2 protein-coding genes are annotated in these 20,237 nt (G+C 61.8%); both read left to right on the top strand.

Annotated features, from left to right (window positions below; genetic code table 11):
• The first annotated feature begins 27 nt into the window (after window positions 1-27).
• Complete coding sequence (locus AC097L_RS01620; RefSeq protein WP_479584361.1) at window positions 28-18,519, top strand: leukotoxin LktA family filamentous adhesin; 18,492 nt, start codon at window positions 28-30, stop codon at window positions 18,517-18,519.
• The gene (locus AC097L_RS01615; protein WP_479584457.1) at window positions 18,519-20,207 is read left to right on the top strand and encodes a ShlB/FhaC/HecB family hemolysin secretion/activation protein; all 1,689 of its coding nucleotides are present in this window, start codon (window positions 18,519-18,521) and stop codon (window positions 20,205-20,207) included. The genes AC097L_RS01620 and AC097L_RS01615 overlap by 1 nt, the downstream gene beginning before the upstream one ends.
• The last annotated feature ends 30 nt before the right edge of the window (window positions 20,208-20,237 follow it).

The following is a 20,237-nucleotide window of genomic DNA, read 5'->3' as shown; positions in this document are numbered from 1 at the left end:
TCTGTGTGCCCCCAAGGAGTAAGCCCCATGACCCAAAATTCACGATTGCACGTTGGTGCCCATTGGCGTTGGGACGGTTCGCTGGCATTTTCGCTCGGCCTGGTCGTGGTGATGGTGCCCACCATGGTGGTGGCGCAGGCGATTCGCCCGGATGGGCGCACGGCCACCAGTGTCAGCGTGGCGGGGGCCGTCACGGATGTGCGCACCACCACCCTGCAGGGGGGCAATGCGTTCAACTCCTTTTCCACCTTCAATGTGCCAACGGCCAACACCACCAACCTGCATGTACCCACCGGGGCAACGTACCTGATCAACATGGTGCGGGACGAGCGCTCCAGCATTGACGGGGTGCTCAACGCGGTGAAGGACGGACGCATCGGCGGCAATGTCTGGTTTGTGAATCCACATGGGCTGATGGTGGGTGCGGGTGGCACGGTCAACGTGGGTAGCCTGAACGTGGTCACGCCGACGCAGAAGTTTGCCGACAACTTCTTCTTGTCGCCGGGCAGCGTCAACCCGGCATCGGTCAGCAGCCTGTTGTCGGGCACCGCGCCGATCAACCCGGCGGCGGAGGTGTCCATCCAGGGCACGGTCAACGCGGTGAACGGCATTGCTTTGGCGGCCGGCATGGTCAATGTGGGCGGCACGCTGTTCTCTGGAGCCCGGTTTCTGGGCACGGCCCCCAACTTCACCGATGTGGTGAACGCCAACGGCATCCACTCCGCAGACAACGTGCTGGTAGAAGCTGGCCGCATCCGTATCGTGGCCGAGGGCGATGTCAGCATCGGCGGCACGCTCGCCACGCCGGGAGCGGCTGGCACCCAGGCAGGCGACATCAGCATCCACGCGGGCGGCAACGTCACGCTACAGGCGGGTGCGCAATTGCTGGCCCAGGGCAACGGTGCCCATTCGGCGGGCGGCAGCATTAACAGTTGGGCAGATAACAACGCTGTGAACCGTGCGGGCTCGCTGCTGGATGCCAGCGCAGGCACCTCGGGCGACGGGGGGGCGGTGGAGTTCAGCGCCAAGCACACGGTCGAGCTGGCGGGCGGCGCGTTGCGTGCCGACGGCACCGGGGGCGGCGCGGCCGGAACCGTGCTGATCGACCCGGCGAACATCAACGTCACAGCCAATATATTACGGGGCGCATCAAGCTACACGACGGCGGGCGGCGTGACGGTCAGCGGGGCGAATCTGACGCTCAAGGCCGACGCATCCATCGACGTTGCCAGCAACATCGTCATCTCCAGCCGTTCGGTTGCCACGCCGACCGATGTGGCATCCCACCGGAGCGGAAATTCCACGGCCAACTCGGGCAATATCACGCTAGAGGCCCCCAGCATCGTCTTGCACAGCGGCAGCGCGCTGCTGGCACAGGCCACCAATGGTTTCACCGCTGGCGACATTACGCTGACGGCAGAGCAGCACGCCAGCTCCAACCTGATGGGCATCAAAGAGGCCACGACCAACATCCAGATTGGCGACACGGCAGGCGGTGCAACGCTGCGAGGCCGCAACGTCAAAGCGACGGCATCCACCACGGTGGACACCAAGTTCTACTACACCGGCGACGCACCGGTGGAAGGCAATATCGACCTCGGGGTTACCAGCCTTGACCAGACGGCGCTGGCCACCCAGGCCGTCGGTTTTGGCCTCAGCCTGCTGGGTATCAACGTGGTGCACTCCCAGTCCAAGGGCAGCTCCACCATCGTGGTCCAGGGCACGGCCGGCAGCAACAGCGTGATCGAGGGCACAGGGGCCGTCTCGCTGCTGGCGACCAACAACGTCACGTCCGGGGTCACCACTGCGGCGTCCATCACACCCGGTACACAGGTGGCCACCCCGCTGGGCTTGGGCGCGCTTTATGCCAGCACGGATGCGACGGCCAAGGTAGATGTGCAAAGCACCGCCACCATCAAGGGTGGCGACTTTTCTGCCGTAGCGCACAACGACGCGTTTGTGGAGGGCACGATCAAGGCGGGTACCACCAACAGCAGCAGCAACCAGCTCTCCATCGCCTTTGGCTACACCTCGGCCACCGTGGATGCCAACGCCACCATCGCCCGGGGTGCAAGCATCCAATCCACCGGCACGGTGAACCTGGACGCCACCAACTACAGCAAGCTCAGCAACACGGTCGAGTCCGTCACCGGCCCCAACGGCCAGGCCTCGGCAGCCGTTGCCTGGTCGAACCACAACACCAGCGCCAATGCCAGCCTGCTGGCCGATATAGCCGATGCCAAGCAAGTGCATGTGATCGCCGTGGACCACGTTCTGGCCGACCAGACCAGCGCCACTGCATCGGCAGGCGTGAGCGGCACCGGCCAAATCACCAACGCGATCAAACAGCAAACGGTGCAGGGCCTGGAGGACTTTTTCTGGAAACGCTTTGGCATGGAGACCCAGAAGATTGACCAAAATGCCAGCCCCTTGTCCGCGCCATTCCGCATTGGCGGGGCCATTGCCTACGTAGACAGCGTGCACAGTGCCACAGCACTGATTGGCGACGACGCAAAAATCCACGCCAGCGACACTGGCAACAGTGGTGCGGTGCTGGTGGCAGCCCGCACCATTGGCGAGAACACGGTGATTTCCGCAACGACCAGCACCTCGTCGCCTTCGGTCAAAGCTGCCGCCACCCCGTCTTCGGGCAGCCAGTCGCGCATCGGCGTTGCGGCAGGCCTGGCGATCGGCAATTACACCCACAAGGCCAGCGCCGTCGTCGGCAAAAACGCCGAGATTACGGCCGACAAAATCGCGGTCACCTCCGATGTGCATTTGCCCATCCGCCCTAGCCTCTTGTTCGGCAATGCGGAATGGAATTTCGACCGCTGGGACGGGCTGAGCACCCTGAGCGAGGCGGCTAATACGCTGAATTTTCTGGACGTGATGAACGGCAAGTCGTCGGCCAGCGTGTCGGGGAGTGCGGCGGCCGATTCCCTGGGTTTCTCGGGTTCGGCCAACATCCTGAATTTCACCCACACCAGCCAGGCCGAGGTGCGCGAGGGAGCCAAGCTGAATGTTCGCAGCGGTGCCACCGGGGGCTTCTCGTATGCGTTCACCCTGCGCGATGCGGCCGCTGATTACAGCAAGCTGGGTGTCCTGCTGCTGCGCGGCGCGGCGGCGGACGTGCAGTCGTGGACACTGGCCGCGCCCGTGACGGTGCAGGCCAGTACCGATGCGACGCTGCTCTTCCAAGCCGGTGCGCCCGCACTCGCCACCAATGGCAGCAACAAGGCGATTGGCTTTGCACTCAACCAGATCCACGTCACCAACACCAACGAAACACTGGTGCGCGAGAACGTAGCCATTCGCGGTGTAACCGACAGCGCCACAACGGACGCCGGCGGCCTGCGCAGCTGGGCTTTATCAGCCACCGATGGGATAGTGGACGATGTGCGCATCACCGCAACCAGCGCGGAGAAGGTGTTTTCCTTCGGTGCCAACGCCGGTAAGGCCGCCGAAGGGGGTAACTCCATTGCCATCAACGGCATTATTTCCCGGGTGGAGGTGGACAACCGGACCACGGCTTCGGTGGACAACGAGGCCAGCATCGCCGCCCGTAACCTCTCCATCAACAGCAGCGACGGCACGGTGGCATGGTCGATTGCGGGCGCGTTCAACCTCTCAAGCTCGACGGCGGTGGGCATTGGCCTAGCCATCAACGACATCACGACAGATACGCGGGCCGAAATAGCCGACAACGATAGCTACGCCCTCTCCGACACCGCGCGGGCCAGCCAAGGCAGCTACACCGGGGCCATCAAGGCCAGTGACCTGGATGTACAGGCGCGCACCAGCGGACGGGTGGAGGCCATCGGCATTGTCGGCGCAGTCTCGAACTCCGCGGACCCCGCATCGGGCCCAGGTTTCTTCGACAAAGCCGGCGCGGTCTACCGGACAGCCGTTGCGGACCTGAACGCCAACATACTGGGGCTGTCGCCCCAACAGCCGACGCGCAACCGCTCCAACGCCACGACCACCAAGCCAGCCGCACCCACGCCACCAACGTTCGGACTCTCGGGCGCAGGCAGCGGCGCAGTCAACCTGACCCACATGAACACCACCGCGCGCATTGAGGCCAGCGCGGTGGACATGGCGACCACCGCTGGCACGGCACATGCGCTGACCGTGCGGGCGGTATCAGATTCCGACATCACCACCGCCAGTGGGTCTGCGGCCCTGACCCGCGCCAATAACCCAAGCCAGAACCGGGCCGTGGGCATGTCGGGGGCAGTCGCAGTGAACATGGTCGGCAACGGTACCGAGGCTCTGATCAAGAATTCAAACATTACCGGAGCCAAAGATGTGAGCGTGCAGGCGCTCACCGGTGGCGAGCAGCTTTCGGTGGCGATTGCGGCGGCAGTGACCATGACACCCGTCACGCAGCCATCCCAGTCATCGCTGGCGGTGGCCGGGTCGGTGTCGATCACCCTGTCGCAGGTAGACGGCAATGGCGATACCCAAAATTTCGCCAAGGCGCGGATCGAGAACTCCAGCGTGTCTGGCGACAGCGCTACCGATGCCGACCTGCACGTGACGGCCTACAACCGCACGTTCATCGGTACCGGCGGCGGCTCGCTCTCAGCAGGGGGCAAGTCGGGTGTGGGGGCGGCAGTTACCTACTCTGACGTGCGCAGCAATGTGGATGCGACGATCACCGGATCAACCATCAACCAATTTCAAACCGCCACGGTAGAAGCCTACAACGCGACCGAAATCGGCGCGGGCGGTGCCACGCTCGGGTACTCAGACCGGCAGGATGCACAGGCGCTGGCAGGCGCGTTTGTGCTGACGCGGGTCCAGAACCAGACCACAGCGGCCATTACCGGCAACTCATCCGTCACCACAGCGGGGCAAATCGACGTGCTGGCCAAGGATTCGGGGGGGGACAACGCGCTAGAGACGCTGATCGACCCCAGCAATAAGCGCAGCAATGTTGCGCCCGGTTTGGACTATTGCGGCAGGCAGGCCGGCATCGGTGCCTCGCCCAGCGGCAGTTGCATTACCTCGGTGGCCGGGGTGGTGCAGGTGAATACCGGCGGCGGGTCTTCGAATGTGGGCATCTCGTTTGTGCAGAACCTGATTGGCAACACGCTGAGCGCCAAGGTCGAAAATTCGGTGCTCAACGCCACAGGCGCGGCCAGCACGGTGAATGTTGCGGCCGACTCGTCCACCCACATGCTAGGCCTGGCATTGGGGGCAGCCAGCGCCGACAAGTTCTCGGGTGCGGGCTCGGTGGTGGTGAGCCAAACAGAAAACAGTGCCAGTGCCAGCGTAACCGCCCCGGCGGCGGACGTTGGGCACCGCAGCATCACGGCTAACACCATCCACATCACGGCCCAGGACGGCTCCAGCATCGAGTCGGTGGCGGGCCAGGTGGTCAACAGCGCCGAGCAAACAGCGATTGGCGCGGCCATTACCTACAACGACATCAACAACCAAGTTGCCGCCAAAGCAGACGGCGTGGCGCTCAATGCCGCAAGTGCCTTGTTGATCGAGGCCGCAGAGAACAATGCCAGCATCCGCACGCTAGCGGTGGCGGGGGCGCTGGCAGGTGGGCAAGCGGCCGTAACGGCCTCTATTGCAGTAAACCAAATCACCAACCAAACCGAGGCCAGCTTGGTCAACGCCACCACCGCCGACGGAGCGGGAGGCACGAACACGGTTAAAGTCTGGGCGCACGATGACTCCACCATCCAGGCGCTGGCAGGCAGCGTGGCAGTCGGCAAGAAGGCGGGGGCCGGTGCGGCTTTTGCCTACAACGCGATCGACAACGAGACACTCAGCCAGGTCAGTGCCGCGCAGGTGACCGAAGCCTCCGCGCTGGACGTATGGGCCACCCAGAACGCAAGCATCCAGGCGCTGACGGCCGCCGTCGGCGGCAGTGGCAGTGGCAGTGCGCTGGCAGGATCGGTGTCGGTGAACCTCATCAGGAACCACACCACGGCCGAGCTGCTCTCGACCGGTATCACTGGCTCCACGGCAGATGTAACGGTAAAAGGCCATGACACCTCGACGATCAACGCCTTCTCTGGCGGTGCGGCGCTGGCGGGCGGCAGCGTGGGGGTGGGCGTTGCGGCTTCGATCAGCCGGATCGCGAACACCGCCGATGCCCATGTCTCCGACACGGCGGATGCCGATGTCCTCAGTCTGCTGGTGGATGCCAAGTCCGACGCCACCATCGACACGATAGCGGTAGCGCTGGGCGCGGGCGCTGACGTAGGGGTGGGGGGCTCCAACGCCACCAACCTGATGAACAACGCCACCCGCGCCTACATCGCAGGCGGCGCACACGTGCTGGCCGATAACAATGTGGGCGTTTTTGCCCAAAATGACGACCGGGTGAAGGTGATTGCCGGGGCGCTGGGGGCCAGCCCTGGCGCAGTCGGCGTGGGGGTGTCCGTGGTGGTGAACATGCTGGACGGCAGCACCGACGCGCACATCGATGGTGCCAGCACCCAGGTGGATGCCAAGGGGAGCGGTGCGGCTATCTTGACAGCCAACAGTGGCGAACTCGCCAACCCCGTGAACGTGAACGCGGTGCTCACACCAACCTACAACCATGCCAACCTGGCAGAAACCACGCTCACGCTCAAGGGGCTGGCGGTTACAGCCACCTCGCACCAATCGGTCATCACCAATGCCGCAACATTGGGAGTAGGCAGCACCGCAGGGATTAGCCTGACCCCGGTGGTGAACATCTTGGGCGGCACCACCGTGAGCCGCATCGAGAATGCGCAGATTGGCACGCGGCTCACAAGCTTCTACAGCCCCGAGGTCTACGTTAATGCCTCCAGCCATACTTACACCGGTGCTTTCGTTTTAGGCGCAGCCGGTGGAACCCTGGGTGCCACAGGTGCTGCGGCAACCAACTTGCTGGACCGCAAGACCTACGCCTTTATTACCAATGCGACCACCGGCAGCTTGGCGGTCAAGGAGCAGGTCAGCAGCGAAAGCCAGCGCGAACAAACTGTATCCACCGGAGTGGATGGGCAGCTCGGGGACTCCTCCACACCGGTGTTCAACGATACGACCACCACCACCCGGACCAAAACGCTGGCCCCCACCCTGGGTAAGGTGCGGGTCCAGGCCACTGCATCCCAGAGCGCGGCCAACGTGGTTGCCGGTTTTGCGGTGGGTGCCGGTGCGGTTGCAGGCACGGGGGTCGTGAACCGTTTCAGTGCGGATACGCAGGCCCATGTGGATGGTGGCAGCGTGTCTGCAAGCGGCCTGGCCGTGCAGGCCCAGACCACCAGTGGTTACAACGCGGTAGCTGGGGCCGGGGCGGTGGGTATTTTGGGTGGCGTTGCGGCCAGCTTTGTGGTGGGTATTGCCAATAACAGCACCAAGGCATGGGTGGGTAACCCCACCGCACAAAGCAACACCACGCTATTGAACCTGACCGGTAACCTGGACATTGCCGCCAACACCAGTAGCACGATGAACAGCCTGGTCGTCAGCGGCGCGGGCGGTGGCGTCGCAGGGGTCGCCGGTATGGCCGATGTCACTTTGTTAAACAACACCACCGTAGCGGGTCTGTACCGCACCACAGCGGGCGACACAGCAGCGGTTGCCCCCGTAGAAAGCCAAAATACCACCACCGCAGCCAACAGCACGGGCGGCACCACAACCACGACAACGTTGCTGCGCGACCGCACCGGCAGCGGCAAGCCCAGTGATGCGATGGGGGCGGTGTCCGTGCTTGCCACAGAAAACGTAGACATTGATGCCAAGGCCGGGGCACTTGCCGGGGGCGGGGCCACGGGTGCGGGCGCAGGTGCCAACATCGTCATCGTCAAGAGCCAGGTCACCGCCGAGGTGAAAAACAGCAGCATCAGCACACCCGATGCGGTGAGCGTGTCTGCGGGTTCATTGAAGGATATCGACATGCTGACTGCTGCGGCAGCGGCAGGCGGCACGACCGGCATAGGCGGTGCTGTGGGCCTGCTGCTGCTGGGCGACGGCACCGCCGCTGCGGCCAGCAGCGAGACCGACAATGGCGGCACGGGTACGGTCAGCAAGGTGAATGATTACAGCAGTAATACGCCCAACTTGGGTACCGGTACGGGCCTATCGGTATCCGAGACCGCTCGGCTTGGCAACACGCGCTACAACGTCGCCAGCGCAGTGGGCAGCGGTGCCAAAGATGCGGTTACCGCCAAGGTAGATGCATCCACTATCTATGCGGGCACGGTGAACATCAACGCGTCAGGCGCTATCAGCACCAGCAACACAGTGGGCGCAGGCGGGGCGGGTACGGTCGGCATTGGCAGTGCCGTGGGCTATACGCGGGTCTACGACAACATCATTGCGGCTGCCACCAACTCAACGCTGAATGCGCAGAAGGTCACGGTCAGTGCATTGGTGCATGACAACACCGATGCAGCCGTCCAGGTGAAGGCATATGTGGGTTCGGCTGGGATGTTCGGGGTGGGCGCGGGCGTAGCCGACGGCATCATCAACAACACCGTGATGGCCACCTTGGGCGGAACGGTGACCGGTGGCGCGGGTGCTGACAACAGCGTTACCGTCAGCGCACAGGATCTGAGCAGTGCCTCGGTCGAAGGCGTGGGCGCGTCTGTGGGTGCAGCCGCTGTCGGCGTGGTGGTGGCTATTGCAGATAAGTCCAGCAGTGTGAGCGCGCAAACGGCGGCCGGGGCCAATGTGACGCAGTACAAGACCGCGTCCATCATTGCGGCGGAAAGCGGTGCGGTGAGCAGCAAGGCGATTGCGGCTGCAGGTGGGCTGATTTCGGGTACCGGAGCGGGGGCAACGGCCTATGACCGTGCCAGCGTTATCGCCCAGGTCAACGGCACGCTGGCGGCCAGCAGCGCCGTCAACATTTCAGCAAAGGCCACGCCGACCGTGCGCGCCAGCGCCTTGGGCGTGTCTGTGGGCGGTTTTAGCGTGGGGGCCTCGGTGGCATTGGCCAAGTCGGCGGCTACAGTGACCGCCTCGGTGGGCAACGCTGCGGTGGTCAACGGCACGGGCTCGCTGACTGTTACGGCAGCGGTGCTGGTGCCGTCTGGCGACAACAGCGTTTATGCCGCATCGGTGGCAGGTGCGGGCGGCACACTGGTGGGCGCTAATGCCACGGTGTCCACCGCCAGCAGCGATGCCACGGTGCAGGCATCTGTGGGCGACGGTGCCACCCTGCCGGGCGGCGATTTGATGGTATCGGCCATCAACAACACCACGCAGTTCGCTACCACCACGGGTGTGGGCGTAGGCTACTTTGCGGTGGGTGCCAACGTGGCCGAAAGCACGTCCAGCGGCAGCACCCAGGCATGGCTGGGCTCTGGGGTAGTGATGGCCAGTACCCGCACGGGCGCGGTGTCGGTCATTGCCAGTGGCGTGGACGACAACACGGCCGAGGCCGTCTCGGGTGCAGGAGGCATGGTTGCGGGCAACGCGGCCACAGCCACCACTACGGACCACGCAAACACCAAGGCGTGGATTGCAGGCAGCAGCACCCGCAGCTCCCTGTACGGGAGCGATTTCGTGGTCAACGCATCGCACCAAGACCGCTCTGGCCGATCGGCCACGGCGGTAAATGCCTCAGCAATAGGTGCCAGCGGAGCCGTGGCGCTGCACACGGGCGACTCCACGGTGGAAACAAGTCTGGGCGATACCCTGCAGATAAAAGCGACCGGTGTGGTGGAAGTAGAGGCCCGCAATACCTTTACCGAAGACCGTGCGGGGGATACAGCGACGGGCGCAGCCGGTGGTGCGATCAGCGGCGCTGCGGTGATCAGCCGGTCTACCTTGACGGGTGCGACGTCGAGCAAGTTCGGCAATAACGTTATCGTCAGTTCGGGCACGGACCCGATGAACAACACCGGGGGCATCACGGTGACGGCATCCACCTGGGCCACGGCCAAAGACCAGGTGTCACTTGCCACGGGTGGCGCGATTACCGGTGCGGGTGTGGAGTCGACTTACACCGCCAACTTCGGCAACGATGTGGCGTTTGGCACGGGCAACCAGCTCACAAGCCAGGGCAACATCGGCGCGGGAACCTGGGTGGTGGGCAGCGTCGGCACATCGGCACAGGTCAGCACCTGGGGCTTGGCAGCGGTGGGTGCAGCCAGCGCCACAACCGACATTGCCGCCACCCAGCATGTAGACATTGGTGCGGGCACCAGCATGGCGGCTTTTGGCAACATCAACGTCACGGCAGGCAAGGACCCTCTTGGGTCATATGACACTGCCATGACCGGCGACTCCAATGCACAGGGCTATGTGCAGGGCCTTATCGCCGTGCCCGTTGCCAATGCCAGAACGCGTCTGGCCAACGATGCGTCGGTCTATGTTGCCTCTGGGGCGGCACTCGAAAGTGGGCAAAATGTGAGCCTGGGTGCCTACAACGGCACGCCTATGGCTACGTCGCAGGCCAAGGGCCGAGGCTACGAGTTGTACTTTATTCCGGTCACTTCGGGCAGTGGCAGCACCAGCACGCCCACCAGTTCTACCGTGGACTTCAATGGCACGATCACCGCAGGCGTGTACCACAAGCTCGACATTCGCATCGACGGCAACACACTAACGGCTAACCCGGATGCGGCACCGTTCCTGTATGCCTACGACAGCAATTTCAACGCGCCGGACTATATTGCGACCCACTTCAGCGGCACGCAGGCGCAGCTACTCAATAGCGGCGTTTCACAAACCAATGTGGGCGCTTTTACGCTGGGTACGCTGTATGCATCGGGTGGCACAGCGACCCTCAATGCCGACACGCTGTCGGGCCACGGCACGGTGACCTCGTATGGCGCACCGACCATCTCGGTGGTCAACAACAGTGAAAACTACCTGCTGCTGAACTCCGTCTATATCCCGGACTTGCCGGGGGGCAAGGTGATCTTTACCGGGGCGGCGGGCCGCACGCAGGCGCAGGCTGCGGGCCTGGCGATCAACGAGATTGGTGGCACCGGTTCGCCAGACATCAAAGTCACCAACACGTATGCCGGTATGGTAGGGGACGGCAGCAACGGCCCGGCCATGCTGTTGCTGGGCGCAATCGAAAACCTGGGAGGCGGCGTACTGGTGAACAATACCTCTGGTTCGCTAGGCCAGACGGGCACCATCTACGGCCAGCAGGTCAACGTCACCGTGCCCAACGGGGTCGCGGTGATTTCCCCCGCCAACGGCATGTTTTACGCCGGTAGCAACCCGTATTCGGAATGGCAAAACTTCATGCTCTGGCCCGGTGGTAATCCGGCACTCGGTGTGCCAAACGCAACGGAGGCGATGAACTACGTCATCAATGCGATTTACAACAGCAGTGGGCAGTACACCACGGCAGACGCACTCACCCAAGCTCTGATCGGACATGCAGGCACCACCAGCAACATCAGCACGGTGTATTTCGGCAACTGCGCTGCGTTCGCCATCGGAGACTGTAGCGGTGGCACGGCAGACCGGCTGAGTTCCCTGGGGCAGCATTACGACATTTCGGGCAGCGGCGGCTCGTATGCCAAGGTTCCTGTACGCAAGCTGAAAACTACCGGCAGCTATGCGCAGGCCGCTCTGAGTGGCAGCGCCAGCAGCAGCCAAATTTACGGTGGCCAAGTCAGCATTGTGGCCAATACGATTGATGTCAATGGCAAGATATCGGCAGGCCGTCCTACACAATGGTCGCTAGACCTGCCCGCCAGTCTGATGGCACCGGCGGTGTACGGGCCTGTCACGGTAGGCTACACGGTGAAGTACACGGGATGGTTTCCGAGCTTGGTTCCCGTGGTGGAGCAGCGCGTTATTGGTGGCGGCATACTGGCTCAGTACAAATACAAATACGACACCGGCCAGGTCAGTAATCCGATATTTACCATCCCTGGCGGAATTACCAGGGCAGGCGACTCAGCGATTGCAGCCACTTACAACGCGCAGACCAATGAAATTTCGGTCGAAGATGTGCGGGCCTCTTCAGGCGGCGGCTATGTGGGGCTCACGGGCCACATCATCAGCACCAATACCCTTGGCAACATCCATGTGAACGGTGGCCTGGGCGATGTGCAAATAACCAACAACACCGGCCTGGCGATCAATCTCAACAAGATCAATACCGGCAACACGGCGCTGGCCTCCGCGTTGGTCAGTGAAGTGGAGATCATTGACACCAACCGAGCCGCCTCTGCGAACCACTGGCTGTATTCGTATACGCCGGGAACCGGCATGCGCACCTACCAGGGCGCACAGTCGCAATCCAAGCAGGACTTACTCACCGCTGTTACCCCGATTGCGAGTAGCAGTGCGACCACTACCTTCGCCCCCGTTGCAGGCATGCGTTGGGAGTGGGCGCAAACCGCCAGCCTCAGCAGGCCGTTCAGCGGCGACCAATCCAATTGGACATACGGCAACTGGACCTTTACTGGCGACCAGAACAACCCGTGGCTGTACACCGACCAATATGGCAGCAATAAAACGACTACGCCGCAGGGCTATCTGCTCATGAACCAAACTGAGACCGCAGACTTCAGCCAGCGCATTACCGGGACCTCCCGTGTGGGATACAACCTTACCGTCCACTACCACGGCTGCGGGTCAGACTGCCACTACGGGTTCCATCAGGGCGCGACGCCATACGTCTCTCCGTATGCCGATTCCGATGCATTCGCGGCCTGGCTTTACAAATTTCCAACCGAGGCCACATTGAAAGTGACCAGTTCGGTGAAGGCAAGCAATCCCTTCGGTATCGACTTCTCTGGCAACGCGCAGGGGTCGGTTATGGTGCGCTCCAACGCAGCGGTAGTGATCAACAACGCCGTGGTCAATCCGAACGGCACAACCACCATTGCCACCACCAGCGGGGGGATCAAGGAATCGGCGACGGGCTCTGTGCTGACCAACGGCTTGAATTTGACTGCCCAGGCCGGCATTGGCAGCGCCGACCGCGCACTGGCGGCCACGTTGACCCCTAACGGGGAGCTGAGCGCCATCGGCGGCAGCCAGGGTATTTACCTCGACCTCAATTCCGCAGCCAACTTCAAAACTATCCGATCACAAACCGGATTGACCTATGGCGACGTGGTCATTACGGCGGCCAATTCCTTGCTACCCGTGGCCAATGGCTCGGCCAACATCACGGGCAAAAACATCACTCTACACAGCGCCCTGGGTAGCGTGGGCAGCGAAGCAGCGCCGATGCGGCTGAACGCACAGGCAAGCGCACTTGGTAACGGCCTGGTCAACGGCGGTGTGGTGAACGTATCGGCACTGAACGACATCGGCATCACACAGATCAGTGGCAACCTTTTGGTGGGCAGCATCGCTTCCACGGCGGGCGGCAATGTCTACGTCAACGTGCCCAACGGCACAATCTACGGCGCGGCAGGACAAACAGCGGCACAGGCTCTGTCAGACGACCAGGTGCAAAGCATCCGGCAGAACCTGCGGCTGACAGCTGCCTACGGGGCTGAGACCGGCTTGGCGACAGATGCCTCGGTGGTCCGGTTCCAGAACCAGGTCAACAGCAACTACCAGCAGTACTGGCGCTTGCTGGGCAATGGCTCGGCTAGCGGCGCTAGTTTCACCCTGGCAGCGGCCAGCCTGTCTCTGTACCGACCGCTAGCGGCAGCGGCACTGGGCATCAGCAATCCTAGCGATGCGCAAGTACAAAGCTATGTGAACGCCCAGTACCAGACGGTCACCGGCGCCCTCAGCGACCTGTTGGGGGCCAACAACTGGGCAAGCGCAATGGGCAGCGCCAAGGTGGCCAACTATGCTTATACAGCGACTCAGTCGCAGATAACGGCGCTCACGGCACGGGCGGTTTGGACAGAATCTGAGCTCAATGCGTCGATCAACGGCAGCGCCCTGCAGCCAGGCACGCCAGTGGGCATAGGTTCGCCGAATATCTCGGGGCGCGATATCAAGCTGGTGACCTCGGGAGCCATTGGTAAGCTCGCCCCCCCAGTAACCATCACTCTGGTCGACCTGAAGTCAGGCAACCTCACCCAGACCCAGGCTGCGGCGCTGGCATTGGCCACTACGCCAGGCACGGTCACGCCAGTGGATGCCAATGGTGTATCTGTTGGTAATGGCGTGGAGCCCTACGCGTTCCAGATCCAGCAAACCGCACCAGTGTTCATCAACGCGGCGGGTAAGTTCAGCTCTACCTCTGGCGGCTTGACCTTTGTGCAAAGTACAGCGCAAAACATTACGCTTGACCAGATCACAGCGGGTGGCAATGTCAGCGTGACGGCACCACAGAGCATTCTGAATGCAGGTACCTCAGCCACGCAGATCGTCACACCAGGCAACGTGACGCTGCTGGCGGGAAGCGGCAGCATTGGCAGCGCAAATACGCCACTGTCCATCCAGGCAGCTAGCCTGCTGGCAGCTTCGGCCGGGCAAGATGCTTACGTCAAGGGGGTGGGTGGTGACTTGGTGATTGGCCGGGTGGCGGCAGGCGGCAGGGCTTCACTCAATGCCGCTACGGGCAGCTTGGTGTCGTACCTGGATGGCGTGACCGTGAACGGCGGCAACATCACACTGGATGCGCTCAACAATGTGGGGACATCTTCGCGCTATTTCCGTGTGAATGTTGGTTCTGCAGGTACGGTTGACGGGAGCGCCGGTGGTGCCGCCTATATCGAGGGGCCGACTGCCTCGGACGCCTTGCATATGGGGACCTACGCAGCGGATGCTGGCCTCCATATCGTGGCGGCAGGAGACTTGACCGCGCAGCAACTGCAATCCTCCCATGGCACGGTCAGCGCATCCGCAGGCGGGAGCGCCAGCATTGACCATGTGAATACGGGCATTTCCACCGCCAACAGCGGTGATGTGAGCTTGACCACAGTGGGCGACCTGACAGTGGGAACCGTGGCCAATAGCAGCAGCACCATCACGCTGTTGGCGGGCAATGCCGTGGTGGTCAACGGATCGGTTTCTACGGGCGGCGGAGCCATTAGCGCCAGCGGGGCTACGGTCGATATCGCCATGGGCGGGGAACTGGTGAGTGATACCGGCAGCATTGGTGTCAGCGCTACGGGTAATGTGTATGTCAACCGCATCTCCAGCGGCAAGGTGAATGGTCAGGCCATCACAGTGACGAGTAATGCTGGACGAATTGTCGAAGCAGGCAACGATGCCGATGCCGACATTGTGGCCAATGGCACTGGCGCACGGGTCACCCTGAATGCCCGCGACGGCATCGGCGATGCCACGCGAACTGGCAACTCGACCACTGACACGACAACGCCCAACGCACTGGAGATCCAGGTTGCGAGTCTGGAGGCCACCAGTGCCCAGGGTGCCGTCCATCTCCATGAGGCAGATGACCTTGCCATAAGCAACATCACGGCGCACGGGACACTGGAGCTGGCAGTCGGTGGAACCCTGAACGGCACGCTGGTGCAGAGCGTGGCAGACAGCGTCCGTCTCAGCGCGACCACGGTGAATGTCTTGGCCGTATCGGCCGCCATGTCGGCCAACATCACGTCGACGATTGGGAACCTACAAGTTGGAAGCGCCAGCGCAGGTGGGCTGCTGAATCTGCGGGGCCAAACCGGCATCGCGGCAACGTCCCTAGCCGCATCTGGTTCAGGCGGCATCATTGCCACTGCAGTAACCGGAGACCTGCAACTCAGTTCAACCACATCAGCAAACGGCATCACGCTAACAGCCACCACTGGCAACGTGAATGTAGACACCGTGCAAGGTCAAGCTACTGTAAGCATCACGGCTGCGCACAACATCCTGGGCCGCAGCGCTGGCCGCTATGACCGCATCCAAAGTCAGTCCGGCTCGGTGAACTTGCTGGCGCAAGGCGGTGACATCGTAGGTAACAGCACATTAGGTGCAGGTGATGTGCAACTGACAGCCAGCCGAAACATCGATTTGACGACGCTGCAATCGACTGGCGGGTTGGTACAGGCGACTGCCCAGACGGGCAACATGGCGATAAGTACGGCCAGTGCGCAGGATGGCCTGGTGCTGACGGCGCAAACAGGGCTGGCAGCCAATGCATTGGTCACTACGGCGGGCAACCTGCAAGCCATAACGGCTACCGGTGACTTGCAACTCGGCTCAACCACGTCGGCAAATAAAGTCGCACTACTGGCGATCACTGGCAATGTCTTGGTGGATTCAGTTGACAGCCAAAGCGATGTGAATATAACGGCAGCGCAAAGCATCCTGGGCCGCAGCGCTGGCCGCTATGACCGCATCCAGAGCCAGTCCGGCTCGGTGAACTTGCTGGCGCAAGGCGGTGACATCGTAGGTAACAGCACATTAGGTGCAGGTGATGTGCAACTGACAGCCAGCCGGAATATCGACTTGACGACGGTGCAATCGACTGGCGGGTTACTGCAAGCGACTGCCCAGACAGGCAACATGGCGATAGGTACGGCCAGTGCGCAGGATGGCATGGTGCTGACTGCTAAAACAGGGCTGGCAGTAGATACATTGACCACTACGGTGGGCAACCTGCAAGCCGTAACGGCTACCGGTGACCTGCAACTCGGTTCTGCCACATCAGCAAACGGCATCACGCTAACAGCCACCGCTGGCAACGTGAATGTGGATACCGTCCAAGGCCAAGCTGCTGTAAGCATTACCGCAGCGCAAAGCATCCTGGGGCGGAACATCGGGCGTTACGACCGCATCCAAAGCCAGTCCGGCTCAGTGAACTTGCTGGCGCTAGGCGGCGATATCGTAGGTAACAACACATTAGGTGCAGGTGATGTGCAACTGACAGCTAGCCGAAACATCGATTTGACGACGCTGCAATCTACTGGCAGGTTGGTACAGGCGACTACTCAAGCAGGCAACATGGCGATAGGTACGGCCAGTGCGCAGGATAGCCTAGCGCTGACGGCGCAAGCAGGGCTGACGGCGAATGCATTGGTCACCACGGTAGGCGGTATCACCGCCACTGCTGTAATGGGTGACTTGCAAATCGGTTCGGCCACTTCTGGGAACGGCATCACGCTAACGGTCACCGCTGGCAATGTGCGGGCCGACTCCATTGAAGGCCAAGGCGATGTGAATATAACGGCAGCCCAAAGCATCCTGGGCCGCAGCGCTGGCCGCTATGACCGCATCCAGAGCCAGTCCGGCTCGGTGAACTTGCTGGCCCAAGGCGGCGATATTGTGGGTAACAGCACTTTGGCAGCAGGTGATGTGCAACTGACAGCCAGCCGGAATATCAACTTGACGACGCTGCAATCTACTGGCGGGTTAGTACAGGCAACTGCGCAGACAGGCAACATGGCGATAGGTACGGCCAGTGCGCAAGATGGCATGGCGCTGACGGCGCAAACAGGGCTAACGGCGGATGCATTGACCACTACGGTGGGCGGCATCACTGCCACAGCCTTAACAGGGGATCTGCAACTCGGTTCAACCATATCAGCAAACGGCATCACGCTAACAGCCACTGCTGGCAACGTGAATGTGGACACCGTCGAAGGTCAAGCTGCTGTAAGCATCACGGCTGCGCACAACATCCAGGGGCGCAGTACCGGGCGTTACGACCGCATCCAAAGCCAGTCCAGCTCGGTGAACTTACTCGCGCAAGGCGGTGACATCACGGGTAACCGCACTTTTGCAGCAGGTGATGTGCAACTGACGGCAAGCGGCATAGATGTCACCCTGCTATCAAGTACGGGCGGCAGCGTATCAGCGACCGCTACAACGGCTGATGTACGGATAGCGACGACGAACGCAAAGGTAAATGCCGATCTGCGCTCCGAGGGGTCAATCACTGTGGGCGATGTCGTGGCCGTTAGCGGCAACGCCGGCCTGAACGCCAAGGGCGACATCATGGGCAGCCTGTTGAGCGCGTTGGCGGGCGATGCCACGGCCGACTCCACAGGGGGACAAATCCACATCAACCATATCGAGGGCGACGGGGCCTTGCTATATGCCAATGACATGATCATCGGGGAGCAATTTAAAGTTGGGCGGCGCTTGGTGCTGGTCAGCAATAGCGTCGATGCGGCGGTGCAGCACACCAACAGCGCGTCTGTGCTGCAAGTCACCCTGACCGGTAGGAGCCAGCCGGTGATGGACCACGCAAACCTGACGTTAAACAGCCCGGTAGGCGTACGTTTTGGTCGGCTGTGGACCATGGATGCCAACTTGGATGTGCAAACCGGTACGCTGGAGTTGGCGGATGGCTACATCGGTAACCGCATGCGCATCACCAATCCACAGACCACTCTGCTGATGGATAACAATTCTCCACGTGTACAGAAACCGTTTGACTTGCAGCTATTCAGTAGAACCAAGGCATTCGATCTGCAATTGGATCGCAATATATTCAGTACGCATACGGCGGACATCATCCACCGTGACACGCTCAACCACACCGTACTGAGCGCGTCCACCGGACTGGATTCCAGCGTGGCAGAGCAAGCGATTCTCGAAAGCGTCCGTTCACTCCGACCCATGCAACCAAGCACGCCGCCGCCTATGCGTACGACCAACCAGTTGCTGAACTTTGGTAACAACCCCGTGCTGCTGAACGATACGGTACCGACCTCCAACGATGACCAGGAAGCCAATTGATGCGCGAGCTCTGTGCCTTATTACGCTGCCTGCCTCGGCTGCCAGCTTCTTTGCTCTTGGCCGGGGCTAGTTTCCAGCTGCATGCCCAGCTGCAAATTCCACCAGCGGCGGACCCTGGAGCCATACAGAATCGTGAATTCGAGCGGGAACAGCGCCAGCGCAAAGACGAGCAACGGCAAGAACGCGTCGACCAGCCCTTGAGGTCGGCCGTGCCACTGCCCGCACCAACGTCGCCACTGGGTAGCGATGGGGTGGAGTTTCTGGTCCGAGAGATCCGCTTCGAGCCGCGCCCAGAGCTACTCACAGCCGCCGAACTGGAGGTACTTTCAGCGAACTTACTTGGCAGAACGCTGAAGCTGTCGCAGCTACGCGAACTGGTTGCGCGCATCAATGCGCTATACCAGGCCAAGGGGGTGGTGACATCCCAAGCCAGCCTGCCTGCTCAGGATGTCACAGCCGGCATCATCCGCATCCGAATTATCGAGGGCCGAGTTGGCCGCATCGAGATCGATGGTGGTGCCTCAACCCGCGAAACCTATATCACCGACCGGCTGACGCTCCAGCCTGGCTCTCTAGTAGATTTATCTACCCTGGAAGCCGACTTGCGCAGCTTCAATCACAGTAACGATGCACAGCTGCGTGCCGACCTGAAGCCCGGCACAGAGCTTGGGCGAACCGACATCGGCATCACCGTCACCGAGCCCAACCGCGACGACTTTCGGCTATTCAGTGACAACGCTGGCTCCAGCGCGACGGGTATCGAGCGCTTGGGTGCGTCCTATACGCGCCGCAGCCTGACGGGCCGACGCGACGATCTCTACTTTTCCCTCGTGCGCTCCAAGGGAAACTCGGGGACATCCATCACCTACAGTCTGCCGGTTAGCCGAAGTGGCACGCGCGTCATTTTGGGATACTTCAACGACACCACCAAGATCATTGCCGGTCCCATCGCCGCGCTGGACATCACCGGCAAAGCAACGGCCTGGTCGCTGGGGATCCGCCAACCTCTGAAGGTATCGGCCAGCCTCCAAGTCGATGGGCTTGCCACCTGGAAGCAGCGCCGCACCATCAACTGGATTGAGTCCACCGAGCTAACGGCGGCTGCGCTCCAGGTTGGCTCCGTGGGGCTGGATGCGCAGCTCTTCGATGCCAAAGGGTTTTGGAACATCACCGGTGAAATCGGCACCGGAACCAATCGTCCGAATGACGGCGATGCAAGCAGTTACACAGTTGCACGCGGCACGGCCCTGCGCAGCTATGCCCTGGATCCGGAGTTCACACTCAACGGTTCATTCAATTGGCAATACGCGAAATTGCAACTACTAGCGGCGAGCGAGCAAATCCAGCTTGGCGGCGAGGGGTCGATACGCGGCTACAAACCGGGTATTTTTGCCGGTGACAAAGGCTGGCTGGTGAACCTGGAGTTACAGCGTCGGCTCAAGTTCTCGGACGACTCGGGCTGGACGGGTTCCTTGCTGGCCTTCATAGACCACGGCGAGGTACAGCCCTACCGTCCACCGAATAACACCCAAGGCATTGATCAACTGACTTCGACCGGTCTGGGGGCTAGCTTCGCATGGCGTGACAAGTTCCAGGCACGTGTTGTCGTTGGCAAACCCATCAAGCCGCCGCCAGAGGTATCTGCGGGCTCCCAGGTGCACATCCGTCTGGTCTGGCCGTTACTCTGAGAGTGCGCACACCTCCCGCCTCTATCTACA

The sequence above is a fragment of the Rhodoferax sp. RT5P35 genome (genome assembly GCF_056521385.1).
This window is presented reverse-complemented; position numbering and strand designations above follow the sequence as displayed.